The 15,841-nt window shown below is 61.7% G+C and carries 18 protein-coding genes; 8 read left to right on the top strand and 10 right to left on the bottom strand.

All coding sequences use genetic code 11. The annotated features are described in order from the left end of the window. Nucleotides 1-25: 25 nt before the first annotated feature. Nucleotides 26-1,051: an iron ABC transporter substrate-binding protein gene (locus tag ACIQWP_RS09270; RefSeq protein ID WP_402785284.1), complete on the bottom strand. Its 1,026-nt coding sequence runs from the start codon at nucleotides 1,049-1,051 to the stop codon at nucleotides 26-28. Between the two features lie 304 nt (nucleotides 1,052-1,355). On the opposite strand from ACIQWP_RS09270, the gene ACIQWP_RS09265 reads away from it, so the two are divergent. Together ACIQWP_RS09265 and ACIQWP_RS09260 are read left to right on the top strand one after the other, a co-directional pair. After that, nucleotides 1,356-1,748 (top strand): nuclear transport factor 2 family protein, encoded by a 393-nt coding sequence (locus tag ACIQWP_RS09265; protein ID WP_402785281.1) that lies wholly within the window; start codon nucleotides 1,356-1,358, stop codon nucleotides 1,746-1,748. A 70-nt stretch (nucleotides 1,749-1,818) separates the two neighbouring features. Beyond that, on the top strand, nucleotides 1,819-2,646 hold the full coding sequence (locus ACIQWP_RS09260) for a helix-turn-helix domain-containing protein (protein WP_402785278.1): 828 nt from the start codon (nucleotides 1,819-1,821) through the stop codon (nucleotides 2,644-2,646). A 48-nt stretch (nucleotides 2,647-2,694) separates the two neighbouring features. Here ACIQWP_RS09260 and ACIQWP_RS09255 read toward each other — a convergent pair whose 3' ends face one another. Continuing rightward, nucleotides 2,695-4,278: a peptide chain release factor 3 gene (locus ACIQWP_RS09255; protein WP_402785275.1), complete on the bottom strand. Its 1,584-nt coding sequence runs from the start codon at nucleotides 4,276-4,278 to the stop codon at nucleotides 2,695-2,697. A gap of 91 nt (nucleotides 4,279-4,369) precedes the next feature. Between ACIQWP_RS09255 and dut the strand changes: the two genes are divergently transcribed. Beyond that, nucleotides 4,370-4,840, top strand: coding sequence for a dUTP diphosphatase (gene dut / locus ACIQWP_RS09250; RefSeq protein ID WP_402785272.1), 471 nt, complete (start codon nucleotides 4,370-4,372; stop codon nucleotides 4,838-4,840). Continuing rightward, nucleotides 4,840-5,733 (top strand): GNAT family N-acetyltransferase, encoded by an 894-nt coding sequence (locus tag ACIQWP_RS09245; RefSeq protein ID WP_402785269.1) that lies wholly within the window; start codon nucleotides 4,840-4,842, stop codon nucleotides 5,731-5,733. Before dut ends, ACIQWP_RS09245 begins: the two co-directional genes overlap by 1 nt. Nucleotides 5,734-5,810: 77 nt before the next feature. On the opposite strand, the gene ACIQWP_RS09240 is transcribed toward ACIQWP_RS09245, so the two are convergent. Beyond that, entirely contained in the window at nucleotides 5,811-6,275 is a 465-nt protein-coding gene (locus ACIQWP_RS09240; RefSeq protein ID WP_402785266.1) for an Lrp/AsnC family transcriptional regulator, read from the bottom strand. Between the two features lie 108 nt (nucleotides 6,276-6,383). Between ACIQWP_RS09240 and ACIQWP_RS09235 the strand changes: the two genes are divergently transcribed. Further along, nucleotides 6,384-7,298, top strand: coding sequence for a DMT family transporter (locus ACIQWP_RS09235; RefSeq protein WP_402785263.1), 915 nt, complete (start codon nucleotides 6,384-6,386; stop codon nucleotides 7,296-7,298). Further along, nucleotides 7,295-7,597 (top strand): NIPSNAP family protein, encoded by a 303-nt coding sequence (locus tag ACIQWP_RS09230; protein WP_402785260.1) that lies wholly within the window; start codon nucleotides 7,295-7,297, stop codon nucleotides 7,595-7,597. Before ACIQWP_RS09235 ends, ACIQWP_RS09230 begins: the two co-directional genes overlap by 4 nt. A 3-nt stretch (nucleotides 7,598-7,600) precedes the next feature. Here ACIQWP_RS09230 and ACIQWP_RS09225 read toward each other — a convergent pair whose 3' ends face one another. The 3 genes from ACIQWP_RS09225 to ACIQWP_RS09215 are packed head-to-tail and all read right to left on the bottom strand — an operon-like array spanning nucleotide 7,601 to nucleotide 9,442. Continuing rightward, nucleotides 7,601-8,227 carry a hypothetical protein gene (locus ACIQWP_RS09225; protein WP_402785257.1) on the bottom strand — a complete coding sequence of 209 codons (627 nt, stop codon included), beginning with the start codon at nucleotides 8,225-8,227 and terminating at the stop codon, nucleotides 7,601-7,603. Continuing rightward, complete coding sequence (locus tag ACIQWP_RS09220) at nucleotides 8,227-8,859, bottom strand: LysE family translocator (RefSeq protein ID WP_402785254.1); 633 nt, start codon at nucleotides 8,857-8,859, stop codon at nucleotides 8,227-8,229. Before ACIQWP_RS09220 ends, ACIQWP_RS09225 begins: the two co-directional genes overlap by 1 nt. Nucleotides 8,860-8,884: 25 nt before the next feature. Continuing rightward, nucleotides 8,885-9,442, bottom strand: coding sequence for a cysteine hydrolase family protein (locus tag ACIQWP_RS09215; RefSeq protein ID WP_402785252.1), 558 nt, complete (start codon nucleotides 9,440-9,442; stop codon nucleotides 8,885-8,887). 129 nt (nucleotides 9,443-9,571) lie between these two features. Between ACIQWP_RS09215 and ACIQWP_RS09210 the strand changes: the two genes are divergently transcribed. Together ACIQWP_RS09210 and cysK are read left to right on the top strand one after the other, a co-directional pair. Beyond that, a complete protein-coding gene (locus tag ACIQWP_RS09210; RefSeq protein ID WP_402785249.1) occupies nucleotides 9,572-10,189 on the top strand; it encodes a LysE family translocator in 618 nt (205 codons plus the stop codon). A gap of 136 nt (nucleotides 10,190-10,325) precedes the next feature. Beyond that, on the top strand, nucleotides 10,326-11,294 hold the full coding sequence (gene cysK / locus ACIQWP_RS09205) for a cysteine synthase A (RefSeq protein ID WP_402785246.1): 969 nt from the start codon (nucleotides 10,326-10,328) through the stop codon (nucleotides 11,292-11,294). Between the two features lie 99 nt (nucleotides 11,295-11,393). On the opposite strand, the gene ACIQWP_RS09200 is transcribed toward cysK, so the two are convergent. The 4 genes from ACIQWP_RS09200 to ACIQWP_RS09185 form a co-directional block, all read right to left on the bottom strand. Further along, a complete protein-coding gene (locus tag ACIQWP_RS09200; protein ID WP_402785243.1) occupies nucleotides 11,394-12,926 on the bottom strand; it encodes a YifB family Mg chelatase-like AAA ATPase in 1,533 nt (510 codons plus the stop codon). A 187-nt stretch (nucleotides 12,927-13,113) separates the two neighbouring features. Continuing rightward, nucleotides 13,114-14,061 (bottom strand): glutathione synthase, encoded by a 948-nt coding sequence (gene gshB / locus ACIQWP_RS09195; protein ID WP_402785240.1) that lies wholly within the window; start codon nucleotides 14,059-14,061, stop codon nucleotides 13,114-13,116. Nucleotides 14,062-14,154: 93 nt separating this feature from the next. After that, a complete protein-coding gene (locus ACIQWP_RS09190; protein WP_402785238.1) occupies nucleotides 14,155-14,661 on the bottom strand; it encodes a cupin domain-containing protein in 507 nt (168 codons plus the stop codon). 97 nt (nucleotides 14,662-14,758) lie between these two features. Next, the gene (locus ACIQWP_RS09185; protein WP_402785235.1) at nucleotides 14,759-15,754 is read right to left on the bottom strand and encodes an endonuclease/exonuclease/phosphatase family protein; all 996 of its coding nucleotides are present in this window, start codon (nucleotides 15,752-15,754) and stop codon (nucleotides 14,759-14,761) included. Between the last annotated feature and the right edge of the window lie 87 nt (nucleotides 15,755-15,841).

Raw genomic sequence — 15,841 nt, 5'->3', positions numbered from 1 at the left:
GCGCTGCTTCCTTCCTCGATGCCGGTTACTTCACGCCCTTCAGCAGCGTCGCCAGCTGATCGTCCGTCAGATCGACCTGATAGAACAGTTTGTAGAACGTCTTCACATCATCGGAGAAATCGCTCCTGAAGAGTTTCGGATAGAGCAGCTTCTCCATCCAGCGCACGCCGAGCAGCCGGTTGACGCCGGGCGGCGAATCGAACCAACCGAAGGGCAGCGACGGCGGCACGAAAACCTTGCCGTCCTTGACAGCCTTGATGCCGGCCCATTGCGGATCGCTCTTCACCAACGCGGCGAATTTTGCATCATCGGCGATGATGATATCGGGATTCCAGCCGACGACCTGCTGCGGCGTCACCTTGGTCAACCCGCCCTTACCCGCAGCGGCGGCAACATTCATTGTGCCGACGGCATCGAGTATCTCCAGATTGATCGAGCCGGAAAGCCCGGTTTCCAGGCCATCGGCGCCACGGCCATAGTAAACGCGCGGGCGTGGATCGTTCGGCAACGTCGCCAGTTTTTCGTTCAGATCCTTGATTGCCGAATCGGCATAATCGGCCAGCTTGTCGGCGCGATCCTTGACGCCGATCAGGGCGCCGACGTCGCGAAGCGTATCGGCTGTGCGGGCAAAGCTGCCGTCGACAAGGACATAGGGAATATGCGTTTCGGCCTGCACCTTGTCTGCCAGAGCCTTGTAGGTCGGATCGACCGTGCCGGCATCGAGGATGATGTCGGGCTTGGCGTCCATGACCGCCTGTGCGCTGATCGTGCCGTCCTTGCCCGTCAGGCGCCCGACGGTGGGCAGCGCCCGAACCGACGGCATCAGATAGGCTTTTGCCGCATTATCAGGCGCGTGAACCCAGCCCACCAGTTTCTCGGGCGCCAGCACATAGACCAGCACCGTGGCCGGCGGCCCGGCCACCAATATGCGGTTGATCTTGTCCGGCACAGACACCGTGCGTCCGGCCGCATCGGTGATGATTCGCGCGTCTGCTGCGACCGGCACCAGGCCGACGAAGGCCAGAGCAAGAACCGCAAGAAATTTCATCATGAAAGCTGCTCGTTCTGATCGAGGGGACCCCGGGGCGGCACTATGGCATAGCGCTATATCGGATGGAACATGGCGAAACCACTATTCCAAAATGAAACGCATCCAAACCGATCACGTCGGCTTGAGGCGCGATCGTGGCTGCTTTCATTACATCGCATGTAATTGAGAGCAGCATTCGCCTTGGAGTATCTAAACACCATCTTCTTGCAGGAAGAGCTTTTAGCCCTTCAACGAAAGAGAGCTTTTGCCCGGCATGACATCGATGGCCACGACATCATGCCAAGGGCAGGCTCAGGAGAATTCCATGACGACCATGTCATTCACTAAGAAAGACGCCCCGCAATGGCTGCTGGCCTTCTGGCGGGAAATCGACGACAAGACCTTCGGCGAAGGCTTTGATTGCCTCGCGGAAGACGCGACATGCAACCTCGGCATTGCCGACTGGAAGGGGCGCGACACCATTCGCCAGAACCTTCGCGCCTTCATCGACACCGGCTTTACCGCGTTGCATGATGTCACCGAATATTGGGACGGCGGATCGCTAAAGGTGTTTCGCGGCACGGTGACCATGACGCCCGACGATCGGGCGCAACCCATGGTCAAACCGGTCATGATGCACTTTTTCTATATGGATGAGACCGATCCCGCCAAGGTGCGTCATTGGTATGGGTCGGTCGGACCTGTTGCCTTCTCATAGAAATTGAAGCTGGCGGGGTGTTGAATGACGCCCCGCCACAATGACACGAGCGAAGCAAGGCCATTGCAAGATGAGTTCTTCCCAAGCAAATCTGAGACCACCAAACGAACTCGGCCCGCAGCTGCGCGCCTGGCGCGACACGCGCGGCAAGAGCCAGCTCGAGCTTTCCCTCGACACCGGTATTTCGCAGCGTCAGATCAGCTTTATCGAAAGCGGCAGGAGCACGCCCGGCCGCCAGAATGTCCTGCGTCTCGCCGATGCGTTGGACGTGCCTTTCCGCGAGCGCAACACCCTGCTGCTCGCCGCCGGCTACGCGCCGATCTACTCGGAAGGAAGCTTCGATGATCGCGAGATGCAGGGCGTTGCGAAAGCGCTGAAGCGTATGCTGCATCAGCACGAGCCGTTTCCGGCCGTGGTGATGGACCGCTACTGGAATGTGCTGATGGCCAATGATGCGACGCTTCGCTTCTTCGGCCGGTTCATCGATATGGCCACGCGCCCGGCACCCCGCAATCTCCTGCATCTGATGTTCGATCCGGCGGGCATGCGGCCCTTCATTCCGGATTGGGACGAGACGGCCAAGAGCCTTTTGGGACGCGTCTTCCGCGAGGCCGTCGGTCGTGTCATCGATGCACGGACGAAGGAGCTCGTCGACAGTCTGCTCGCGTACCCCGATGTGAATGCCGAATGGCGGATATCACCGACGATGGAGAACGCGCCACTCATCCCCCTATCCTTCATGAAGGACGGACATATCCTGAGATTTTTCTCGCTGGTCACGACGGTCGGAACCGCGCAGATGATCACGACCCAGGAACTGCGCATCGAATGCATGTTCCCGATGGATGAAGCTACAGAGGCTCAGTACGCTGAACTCATGAATCCGACGGAACAATAATCGCCATGCGCCACAGGCTCATCGCCGGCAACTACAAGATTGCCGGTATCACGCCGCCTTGACGGCGTGATATTCCTTGATGGCGACCATCTTGATAGCCGGATAACGTTCCGCCTCGTAACGCAGCGAGAAGCCGTCCTGCGCGAGGAAGACCGGGTCGCCGTCGAGATCGCGGGCGATATCGCCGCGGCGCGCGGTGACGAATTTTTCAAGGTCGGCGGCCTGGTCAGCTGACACCCATCGGCAAACCGAAAAGCGCGACATTTCGAAGGAAACCGGCAGGCCGTATTCGGCCATCAGCCGCTCCTTCAAGACGTCGAGCTGCAGCGCGCCGACGACGCCGACGATGGCGGGCGAGCCGTCTTCCGGCGAGAAGAGCTGCACGACGCCTTCCTCGGCCATCTGCTGCAGCGCTTCCTTGAGCTTCTTCGCCTTCATCGCATCCTCAAGGCGCACGCGGCGCAGGATTTCCGGCGAGAAGTTCGGCACGCCCTGGAAGACGAGGGATTCGCCTTCCGTCAGCGTATCGCCGATGCGCAGCGTTCCGTGGTTCGGAATGCCGACGACGTCACCGGCATAGGCGGTATCGGCGAGCTGGCGCTGCGAGGCGAAGAAGAACTGCGGCGCGGTGAGACCGAGCTGCTTGCCGGTGCGCGACAGCCGCGCCTTCATGCCGCGCTCCAGCTTGCCGGAGCAGATGCGGGCAAAGGCGATGCGGTCGCGATGGTTTGGGTCCATGTTGGCCTGGATCTTGAAGACGAAGGCCGTCATCTTGTCGTCGGTGGCGTGCACCGTCCTGATATCGGCGACCTGATCGCGCGGCGGCGGCGCGAATTCGCCGAGCGCATTGATGAGATCGCGTACGCCGAAATTGCGCAGCGCAGAACCGAAGAAGACCGGCGTCATATGGCCCTCAAGGAAGGATTCCTGGTCGAAGGGGCGGCAGGCCTCGATCGCCAGTTCCGTCTCGTCGATGAAGGCCTGGCGCTCGTTTTCCGGCAACCTGTCGGCAACGGCCTGCGGGCCGTTGACGGGGGTCGCGGCAACTTCGGTATCGGAGCCACGGACGGTGTTGGATGCCAGATGATAGGAGCCGCAGAAGGTCTTCGAGCGGCCGATGGGCCAGGTGATCGGCGCCGTGTCGAGCGCCAGCTTCTCTTCGACCTCATCGAGAATCTCGAAGGGATCGCGGCTTTCGCGGTCCATCTTGTTGATGAAGGTGATGATCGGGATGTCGCGCATGCGGCAGACTTCGAACAGCTTCAGCGTTCGCGGCTCGATGCCCTTGGCGGCGTCGATGACCATGACGGCGGCGTCGACGGCCGTCAGCGTACGGTAGGTGTCGTCGGCGAAGTCTTCGTGGCCGGGCGTGTCGAGAATGTTGAAGACATTGCCTTCGTATTCGAAGGTCATGACCGAGGTCACGACCGAAATGCCGCGCTCGCGCTCGATCTTCATCCAGTCGGATCGCGTCTGCATCCGATCCTTCTTCGCCTTGACTTCGCCGGCAAGCTGGATGGCGCCGCCGAACAGCAGCAGCTTTTCGGTGAGCGTCGTCTTGCCCGCGTCCGGGTGAGCGATAATAGCGAATGTGCGGCGGCGGGAGACCGCCTCGGCGAGACTTTCGGCCATGCGTGTGAATCCTGTGAATTGCGGCCGTATCTAGCGACTCAAAGCCCTAAATGCAATTGACCTCCGGCGTTCGAGCGCAAACTATTGCAGGATGACCATTCACACCGACACCCGACCGACCGTGAACCTCATCCGCCTGCCGCATGGCGAAGGCATTGAGCTACCAGCCTACCAGACCAGGGGCGCTGCGGGCATGGACCTGCGCGCCGCAGTCGATGATGGCGCGCCGCTGACGCTCCTTCCGGGTAAGCGGGATCTCGTTCCCACCGGCTTCATCTTCGAGGTTCCGGAAGGCTACGAGGCGCAGATCCGTCCGCGCTCGGGCCTTGCTTTCAAGAACGGCATCACCTGCCTGAACTCGCCGGGCACGGTCGACAGCGACTATCGCGGCGAAGTGAAGGTGCTGCTGATCAACCTCGGCGAGGAGCCGTTCGAGATCACGCGCGGTATGCGCATCGCACAGATGGTCATTGCTCCTTCGATCCAGGCCCGCATTTTCGAGACGACTGAAGCAAGCGAGACCATACGCGGAGCAGGCGGTTTCGGCTCGACCGGCGTGTGATGCCGGAGCTTGCCCAGGCGCATGGCCTAACTCTGCGCCAGGACTATTTCGGCGATCTCACCGCATGGAAGGGCCTTGTCGACCTGCTACAGGACACGTTCTCGATCGACGTCGACCTGCAAGCTTCGTTCGGCGGCCCCGACCCGACCAGCATGCCCTTCGGCTATTTCGATGGCGACGGGCGCTGCGTCGCCAATTTCACTGCCTTCTCCATGCCGGTGATCGTCAATGGCCGCTCCGTCAAGGCAGCGGGCTATCAGTCCGGTGCCGTGCGGCCGGAATGGCGTGAGCGCGGGCTCTATCGCGACCTGATGCAACGTGCCTTTGAGCGTACCGCAGCCGAGGGCTACGAACTCGATCTCCTGCTGACCGACAAGCCGGCTCTCTATGAGCGTTACGGCTTTCGCAGCCTGCCACAGCATATCTCTGTTGCGCGGATGCCAAAGCTCGAGAGATCCGGCTCGACTGCCCGGCGGCTCTCCCTGGAAGCGCCGGAGGATCTGCTGCTGATCAAGACGCTGTTGCAAAACCGGCAACCGGTCTCCACTCGCTTCGCGGTTATCAGGCAGATGGAGATGTTTCTGCTGAATGCCTGCTTCAATCCTGCGATCCGCCTGACGACACTCGGCGATGCGGCGGTCGTTGCATGGACGTTTGACGGTGCGACTTTCTGGCTTCTCGATATAGCGGGAACGACCATTCCATCCCTCGCGACCATCCTGTCCGCGCTCGACGTCGAACCGGACCGCATCGAGATCTGCTTTTCGCCGGATCGCCTGGATTGCGAGGTATCGCTCGAACCCTATGAAGGTTACACGATGCTGATGGTACGCGGCAAAGCGGCGGACGATATTGCCGGGCCGCTCATGCTGTCGCCGATGGCCGAATTCTAGAGCCGCTTAACGGCTCTAGCCCCCTGTTCTGCGCAATTGCCAACGGAAAACCGCTACGCAGTTTTCCTGGAATTGCGCTAGCGCGAAAGCGGCGGCAGGCGGCGCTTGACCGGCGTTGCCTTGATCATCGACGTGTTCGTCTCGGCGCGCTCGGTGATCTTGTCGAGAATGCCGTCGAGTTCGCCCATCGAGCGCACCACCAGCCGGCCGATGAAGCAATCGTCGCCGGTAACCTTGTCGCATTCGATGAATTCCGGCGTCTCCTGAATGATGCGCTCGACGACATGCAGCTGGCCGGGCAAGGGCCGGATGCGAACGATCGCCTGCAGCGGATAGCCGATCGCCTCCGGCGCGATGTCGATGGTGAAGGCTGAAATGACGCCGCGCTCCTCCAGCCGTCGCAGCCGTTCCGCGGCACTCGGCGACGACAGGCCGGCCACTTCCGCCAGCTCTTTCAGCGATATCCGGGCATTGCGCGCCAGCGCCTCCAGCATTCGCTGATCGGTATCATTGAGACCGAGAGCCGCATTAGGAATACCCATAACTCAACCTCATTTATTTAGGTAAATCCGCCGTATCACCTCATTAAATCTATATCACCTATTCCAACAGCGCAATATCATCTGCCCCGATAGACGGGAGCCAAGACGATGAACGAGACAAGACGCGGTGCGATGGAAATGACGGCGGCGATGCTGATTTCAGGCACGATCGGTTGGTTCGTGCTGACGTCCGGGCAGGCCGTCACCGGTGTCGTCTTCTGGCGCTGTTTCTTCGGTGCGCTGACGCTGCTCGCCATATGCGCAGCCATGGGCCTGTTGCGCCCCGGCATTCTGAGCCTCAAGACGTTTTCCATCGCGGTCGGCGGCGGGATCGCCATCGTCCTGAACTGGCTGCTGCTTTTCGCCGCCTACTCCCACGCCTCGATTTCGATCGCCACGACCGTCTACAACACGCAGCCATTCATGCTGCTCGGGCTCGGCGCACTGTTCCTGGGAGAGCGGATCACCTTCACCAAGCTGTTCTGGCTCGGCCTCGCCTTTGCCGGCATGGTGGTTATTGTCGAAGGCAAACCAGCCGGGGCGGCAGGCTCCGGGAGTTACGCAATCGGCATCCTGCTTTCGCTTGGCGCAGCCTTCTTCTATGCGCTGGCGGCAATTGCCGCCAAGTGGCTGAAGGGCACGCCGCCGCATCTGATCGCACTTATTCAGGTGTCAACGGGCATCCTGATGCTGGCGCCCTTCACCGATTTCTCCGCCGCCCCGCATGATGCCGGCGGATGGTCGATCCTCGTCACCATGGGCATCGTCCATACCGGCCTGATGTATGTGCTGCTCTATGGCGCCATCCAGAAGCTGCCGACACATCTCACCGGCGCGCTATCCTTCATCTATCCGATCGCCGCCATCGTGGTCGATCGTTTCGCCTTCGGCCATGTGCTTGGCATCGCACAGATCGCCGGCGCGGTCATCATTCTCGCGGCCGCCGCCGGCATGAATCTCGGCTGGACGATGCCCCTGCCCTGGCATAGAAACGATCGTCTTTCAAAAGGGACCGCCGAATGATCACCTGTTATCTGCGCTACGTTATCGACCCATACAAGCTTGCCCAGTTCGAGCACTATGCCCAGCTCTGGATTCCGCTGGTCAACCGGCTGGGCGGCACGCATCACGGTTATTTCATGCCGCATGAGGGCGCCAGCAACATCGCGCTCGCGCTCTTCAGCTTCCCGAGCCTTGCCGCCTATGAGGAATATCGGCTGAAAATACCCGAGGACGCGGAATGCCAGGCTGCGCTTGCCTACGGCGAGGAAACGCGCTGCATCGTCAGCTACGAGCGCAGCTTCATGCGGCCGGTTTTCTAAGACTTATTTAGCCGGAGTCGGACAGGTTTCGGGGCGACCATCGAGACCTTCCGCCATCTTTTCGAATGTCGCGCCTGATCCAGCCTTGCTTGCGCCGATGCGCAGCACATAGAGGCTGTCGAAATCCTTGCCATGCCATTTCGGCACCGCTTTTTCATCACCGCCATTCTCGCTCATCAGCTGGCGGGCGAGATCGACGATCTGCTTATGCTCCCACGCGACGAAGATCAGCTTGCCGGCATAGGCGGGCTTTGCCAGCGCGGTCTTCAGGCCGGCGATATCCTCGTAGCCGAAGCTGGTATCGACAGGCATGCCGAGCGCGATCGCGGTCGGCTCGATGGTGGCGAGCGGCCGGATGTAATCATAGGAGGCGCCGGAATCTTCCTTCCGTTTCGACGGATCGGGCGCGAAGATCGCCGCGGGCTTGCCGAAGAGCTTTGTCAGCACCGGCGGCAGGGCCAGCGCCCGGTTGAGACCTTGGCAGCTCAATTGGCCGAGACCCGCCTCGGGCTTTTCGCCGTGACGCATGAAGACGATTGTCTGCGTATCCGTCTCCGTCGCCGAAGCGGCACTCCAGAACGATGTCAGCGCCAGAAGGCTGGCGGCGAGCGGCAGCGAAACGCTCCGCATCAACGCTGTGCCTCGAAAGCCATGCGCACGGCAAGCCCGGCGAGCACCGTGCCCATCAGCCAGCGCTGCACCAGCGCGAAGGACGGACGGCGGGTGAGGAACATGGCGATCCAGCCGGCACTCAGCGCGAAGATGGCATTGAATGTCACACTGATGACGATCTGCGCAAAGCCCAGAACAATCGATTGAGTGAAGACACTGCCGGCGGCGGGATCGATGAACTGCGGCAGCAGCGACAGATAAAGGATCGCGACCTTTGGATTGAGCAGGCTGGTCACCAGCCCCATGGTGAACAGCCGGCGCGTGCTATCCTTCGGCAGCTCACGCACCTGAAATGCGGAGCGGCCGCCGGGCTTCAGCGCATTCCAGGCCAGCCAGCCGAGATAGGCGGCACCCGCCAGACGCAGCGCATCATAGGCGAAGGGGACGGCAAAGACGAAGGCGGTAATGCCGAGCGCGGCCGAAAACATGTAGAACAGGAAGCCGCAGGCGACGCCTCCAAGCGAGATCAGCCCCGCCGCCGGCCCCTGCGAGATCGAGCGCGACACCAGATAGATCATGTTCGGTCCGGGTGTCAGCACCATGCCGAGAGCGATCAGGGCAAAGGCGATCATGCTGGTCAGGTGTGGCATAGCGCCTCCGGCGGTAGGAAGGTATTCAGAAGAGAATCTCGCTGGAAACAGCGATCTTGATTTCATGCGATCCAGCATCGAAGCCGTCAAGCAGCATATTGTGATGGGTGACAATGTCTTCGAAGCTCAGCCGACCCATATCCGCTGTGGTGTGGCCGTCGGAGATCAGCGTCACATCGAAGCCGAGCGAAACGGCGCGACGCACGGTCGTATCGACACAGAACTGCGTCATGCAGCCGCCGACGATGAGATGGGTGACGCCGCGCGCGCGCAGCCGCGCCTCCAGATCCGTCTCGAAGAAGGAATCGCAGCTCGTCTTGTGCACGACGACATCGCCGGCCTCGGGCGCGATTTCCCGACGCAGCTGCCAGCCTTCGCTACGCTTGACCAGCCGATGCCCCGGAGCGCCGTCATGCTGGACGATGAAGGCCGGAATGCCAGCGGCACGCGCCTTGTGCTTCAGCGCGGCAAGCTTGGCGATGACCATCTCAAGCGCGGCATCAGTGACCGGTTGACGTTCCGGCGTGCCGAGGCCGGCCAGAATGGAGTTCTGAAGATCGATGAGTAGCAATGCAGAAGACATGATATCCTTGGGCAAAGCAGTTTCGACGCGCCGTTAACGCCTTGGTAATCTGTTCGCCGCGCCGGCGCAATCGCTTGAAAACGCAAAGGTGGTGCGCTAGAGCGAATACCATCTCAGGAGGAAAACTTCATGACGCTCGCGGCCCTGTTTGCCTATTGCGGCGCGCTGTTCATCGCCGCCGCCATTCCCGGTCCGGGCATTACCGCGATCGTGGCGCGCGCCCTCGGCTCCGGCTTTCGCGAGACCTTCTTCATGGGCCTCGGCCTCGTGCTCGGCGACACGATCTACCTGACGGCCGTCATCCTCGGCCTTGCCTTCGTGGCGCAGACCTTCACCGAGGTCTTCATCGTCATCAAGATCGCCGGCGCGCTCTATCTCGGCTATATCGCCTGGAAACTCTGGACCGCCGGGCTGCTGGCCGCCGATATCGCGGCGAAGAAATCCAGCGGCGCCGGCATGTCCTTTCTCTCTGGCCTGCTCGTGACGCTCGGCAACCCGAAGACCATGCTCTTCTATGTCGCGCTCGTGCCGACGCTGATCGACATCGGCAGCATCGGCCTGCGGGAATATGCGATCCTGGTGGCGGCAACCTTCGTCGTGCTGCTGATCGTTCTCGTGCCCTACATGCTGCTGGCTTCACGGGCCCGAACCTTCCTGAAGCAGCCGCGGGCACTGCAGATACTGAACAGGGTCGCCGCCAGCATTCTCGCCGCCACGGCCGCCTTCATCGCGGCTCGCGCGGCCTGAAAAAATATTCTCTGAAGCGGTCATTCGGGAGATTATTTTCTCACGGTCTACAAGTGGCGAGGATGCGCGCACTCTGGTTTCCGCAAGCGTTTGATCCTATTGTCATTCGATAATTCAAATGTAGGGAGAGTTACCCATGTCCGACACCCGCAAACCCGGCCGCGGCCGCGTCTATGCCTCGATTACCGAGACCATCGGCGATACGCCGATCGTCCGCCTCGACAAGCTGGCGAAGGAAAAGGGCGTCAAGGCCAACCTCTTGGCAAAGCTTGAATTCTTCAATCCGATCGCTTCGGTGAAGGACCGTATCGGCGTCGCCATGATCGAAAGCCTGGAAGCGCAGGGCAAGATCGCGCCGGGCAGGACGGTGCTGATCGAGCCGACCTCGGGCAACACAGGCATCGCGCTTGCCTTCGCCGCCGCCGCCAAGGGTTACAAGCTGATCCTCACCATGCCGGAGACCATGTCGATCGAACGCCGCAAGATGCTGGCGCTGCTCGGCGCCGAGCTGGTGCTGACCGAGGGACCGAAGGGCATGAAGGGCGCGATCGCCAAGGCAGAAGAGCTGGCCTCGACGCTGCCGGATGCCATCATTCCGCAGCAGTTCGAAAATCCGGCCAATCCGGAAATCCATCGCAAGACGACGGCCGAGGAAATCTGGAACGACACTGAGGGCAAGGTCGATATCTTCGTGTCCGGCATCGGCACCGGCGGCACGATCACCGGCGTCGGCCAGGTGCTGAAGGCTCGCAAGCCCGACGTCAAGGTCATTGCCGTCGAGCCGACGGATTCCCCGGTTCTTTCCGGCGGCAATCCCGGCCCGCACAAGATCCAGGGCATCGGCGCCGGCTTTGCGCCCAAGATCCTCGATACCCACGTCTACGACGAGGTGGTCACGGTCAGCAATGACGAGGCTTTCCAACTGGCGCGGCTCGTGGCCAAGCTCGAAGGCGTGCCTGTCGGCATCTCCTCGGGTGCCGCGCTGACGGCTGCCATCAAGGTCGGCCAGCGCCCGGAAAACGAAGGCAAGACCATTGTCGTCATCATCCCGTCCTTCGCCGAACGCTATCTTTCGACGGCGCTGTTCGAGGGGCTTGGCGGCTAACGCTGGCAATTGCGATTTTGACTTTCATGGGGCGCTTCGGTGCCCCTCTTTCATTCAGGCAAGCCGCAGACGATCAGGCGTTAGCTGAGGTTCGGATTTTCAGGCGTGCGCAACCAGCCGCTCGCCGACAATACGATAGGAAATGGCTTCGGCGAGATGGATGCGGCCAACGGTCGGCTTATCGTCGAGATCGGCGAGCGTCCGCGCGACCTTGAGGATGCGATGATAGCCACGGGCCGAGAATTTCATCTTCTCGGCCGCATCACGCAGCAATTGCAGGCCGGCGGCGTCCGGCTCGGCGATGGTTTCGATCATCGAGGTCGAGCAGCGAGCATTGGTGCTGATGCCCTTCATGCCGGCCCTTTCGAAACGCTCGCGCTGCCGTTCACGGGCGCGCGCGACGCGCAGCGCCACGTCGGCACTCTTTTCCGCCGTCGTCGGCCGGATGAGATCGGCAGCAGACACGGCCGGCACGTCGATGCGGATATCGATGCGATCGAGCAAGGGGCCGGAAATGCGGCCCTGATAATCGGAGGCGCAACGCGGCCCGCGGGCGCAGGTATGACCCGGCTCACCGGCCATGCCGCAGCGGCACGGATTCATCGCCGCCACAAGCTGGATGCCGGCGGGATAGGCGACGCGGTGGTTTGCCCTGGCAATGACGCACTCGCCGGTTTCGAGCGGCTGGCGCAGCGCATCGAGGGCCTGTGGCGAAAACTCCGGCAGTTCATCGAGAAAGAGGATGCCGTGATGGGCGAGCGAGACCTCTCCCGGCCTGGCGCGCAGGCCGCCGCCGACCAGCGCCGCCATGGTGGCGGAATGATGCGGCGCGCGATAGGGCCGCCGATCGGAGAGCTTGCCGCCGGAAAGCTGGCCGGCGATCGAATGGATCATCGACACTTCCAACAGCTCGTTCGTCGACAGTGGCGGCAATATCGACGGCAGGCGCGAGGCCAGCATCGACTTGCCGGAACCGGGCGGTCCGACGAACAACAGATTGTGGCCGCCGGCGGCCGCCACTTCCAGGGCGCGCTTGGCGCTTTCCTGCCCCTTGATGTCGGCAAGATCGGGCAGATTGACCGCGCTTGCGCGAACAGAGGGCTCCGGCCGTGACAGGACCTGTGTGCCGCGGAAATGATTGGCGAGGGCGATCAGGCTGCGCGGCGCCAGAATGTCGATCTCCTTGCCCGCCCAGGCGGCTTCCGGCCCACTTTCGGCCGGGCAGATCAGCCCCTTGCCCATGGCATTGGCGGCGATGGCCGCGGGAAGCGCGCCGGCAACGGGGGCGATCGTGCCATCGAGATTGAGTTCGCCGATGACGGTATAGGACGATAGGGCATCAGCCGGGATCGCACCCAGTGCCGCCATCAGGCCGAGTGCGATGGCAAGATCGAAATGAGATCCTTCTTTGGGCAGATCAGCCGGTGCGAGATTGACCGTGACCTTCTTCGGCGGCAGTGCCAGGCCGGAAGCATGAAGCGCGGCCTGCACCCGCTCGCGGCTCTCGGCAACCGCCTTGTCGGGCAGACCGACGATGTGCATCAGCACCTTGCCGGGCGCGATCATCACCTGCACTTCGACCGGCACGCCCTCAATGCCCTGAAACGCAACCGTACTGACGCGCGCCACCATGCCCTGCCCCTTGTTATCAGACTCGCTTGCCGCTACTTGCCCCGATCAGCAAACTGTGGGTTGCAATCTGGCACAAGACAGAGAATGAAACAAGAACAATAAATGAACGGAAATACGGTATACACGGCCGGCGATCATGCACCGGCGCTTTAGGCCACGGGCAGGAATCAATAACCGGATCTAGTGATCAGGCCCGCTTGGCTTCGATCGCATCCCAGAGCAGGCTGGCGATATCGGCGCCACCGAAGCGTTTGACCTCACGGATGCCGGTCGGCGACGTCACGTTGATCTCGGTCATGTAGTCGCCGATGACGTCGATGCCGACGAGCAGGAAGCCGCGGGCCTTGAGCGCCGGGCCGATGCGGGCGCAGATTTCCTGCTCGCGCGCCGTCAGCTCGGTCGCTTCGGCACGGCCGCCGACATGCATGTTGGAGCGGGCGTCATGCTCGGCCGGCACGCGATTGATCGCGCCGACGGCCTCGCCATCGACGAGGATGATGCGCTTGTCGCCCTTGCGCACGTCGGGCAGGTATTGCTGGGCAATAAAGGGCTCGCGGAAGAGCTGGCCGAACATTTCAAGCAGCGAGGAAAGGTTGCGGTCGTCGCGCGTCGAATGGAAGACGCCGGCGCCGCCATTGCCGTAGAGCGGCTTCAGGATGATGTCGCCCATCTCCTCGCGGAAGCGGCGGATTTCGCCGGCATCGCGGGTGATCAGCGTCTTCGGCATCAGATCGGCGAATTCGGTGACGAAGATCTTTTCCGGCGAGTTGCGCACCCAGGCCGGATCGTTGACGACGAGCGTCTTCGGGTGGATGCGCTCGAGCAGATGCGTCGAGGTGATATAGGCCATATCGAAGGGCGGGTCCTGGCGCAGCAGCACCACGTCCATGATCGAGAGATCGACGCGCTCGGGCTCGCCGAGCTCGAAATGGTCGCCCTTGACATCGCGCAGGATCATCGGCTCTACGGAGGCATAGACCTCGCCGTCGCGCATGCTCAGCCGCTCGGGCGTGTAGTGAAAGAGTTTGTAGCCGCGGTTCTGCGCCTCGAGGCTCATGGCGAAGGTCGAGTCGCCCGCAATATTGATGCCCCGGACATGGTCCATCTGGACCGCGACATTCTTGATACCAGCCATAGTCAGCCCTCGCTCGAATTCGCCGACAGATGTAGGTCGGCCCGCCTTCAAACGCAACGGCTATTCAAGGGCTTCCGTTAGGGTCTACCGCACTTAGGCGGCGAGGCCCTGCGTGCTGCCGCCCTGCCTGACGAGATCGCGCAGGCGATAGGCCATCGTCAGCGGCTTCGGGAACGGCTTGCGCAAGAAGGCGACCTTGCGCAGATAGCGGTCGATCCGCCACGTCGCCCAGGTGCCGCCGGCAAAATAGGCGACATCACCGGCGCAAAGCGTGCGCTCGACACCGTCTTCCGTGGTGATATGCACCTCGCCTTCGAGGATCATCACGGTTTCGTCCCAGCCGAAATACCAGCGGAACTCGCCGGCCGTACAATCCCAGAGAGCGGTCATCGCGGCATCGTCCTGCCCGCGCGAATGCTCGGCTATGCGGGCAACCGGATTGCCCGCCAAAACCCAGGACGGCTCGATCGGCGACGGTTTCATTTCCATGTCGTCGCTGGCGCCCGCCACGAAGTTCTTCGACGGCGGCAGCGCGACGACGACCGGTACGGCGCGCGCGGCAAAGGCCGCCATGCTCGCCAACATCAGTTTCAAGACCATGCAATCCCCCAAATTCCATGCGCGTCTACAATCTCATCGCATGGAAGGGGTAACGGCTCGGTTCATGAAACCGAGCGCATTTTAACGATTGCAGCGATCAGACGGAAAAACCTTCGATTGTGCACACGACCATGTCGTGGTCGGAGAGCGGCTTGCCCTCTTCATTGAGGGAGGAAACGAGATGGCTTTCGCCGATCTTCAGCCCGCGGGTGATGAACCAGTCGAGCTTCATGGCGCGATCAGGAAAGCGCGTGATCAGGCTTGGGCGCGTGCTTGTCTGATCGAGCGGGCCGCCATGGCATTCGAAGCCACGGCCCTCGGCCATGGCAAACAATGTATCCGTCGAGAAATCGCCGCCAGTGTGATTGCCGGTATTGAGATCGCCGCCGATCAGGATCGGCAGGCCGGGTGCGAAAGCCTCGACCTCATCGATCAATGCCGCCATCTGCCGCTCGCGATAGGCAGCGGTCGCAACGCTTTCGAGATGAACGGAAACCGCGACCATTGGGCCGGCCTCCGTCTCGACGATGGCGCCGACGGCGCAGCGATCGCCGATGCGCGGCTGCTCATTGCTGTCGTTGAACCAGACGGCCTCGCCCGGCAGGCGGATCATGAAAGCATCCTTCAGGGCGACGGAGGCCATGAGTGCGTTACCGTGAAAGCCCCTCTCGTTGAAATCGTCGCGGCAGTAGGAACGCTCGATTTCCGAACCAAGGCTGAGCTCCAGGAACTCGACGCCATAAGCATGATTCATGCCGAGTTCATCGGCGATGATGGCCGTCGGGTCGCGCTGCTCGGTGCGGGCCATGCCCAGATCCATTTCCGACAGCAGCACCAACGGCGCGCCGGTGTCGCGCAGCTTGGCAGCACTTTCCTTGGCAAACAGGCAGCGCTCGAGATTCCAGGCCGCGACCGTAAAGGGGAATCCCAAGGCCTCGACCTGAGCCTCCGCCCCGCCGATGCGCACCGTATTCAGGCAGGCGAGCGATGCCAGTTTCGCGGCATGAATGGCCGGGTTTTTTTCCAGAGAAGCAAAGCTCTTGCGCTCTTCCTGCGAGGGTACGGTGAAGGCGGAAACGGTGTTGCGGATCATAATGAAGCCTGTCGAAATGGAGCTATGCGCTTCGGCGCAAAAATCGGGAGTGCCAGTCGCCCGGCAATAGGCTGATTTTGTGACGGT

The sequence above is a fragment of the Rhizobium sp. NPDC090279 genome, from assembly GCF_044769665.1.
Lineage (GTDB): Bacteria > Pseudomonadota > Alphaproteobacteria > Rhizobiales > Rhizobiaceae > Rhizobium.
This window is presented reverse-complemented; position numbering and strand designations above follow the sequence as displayed.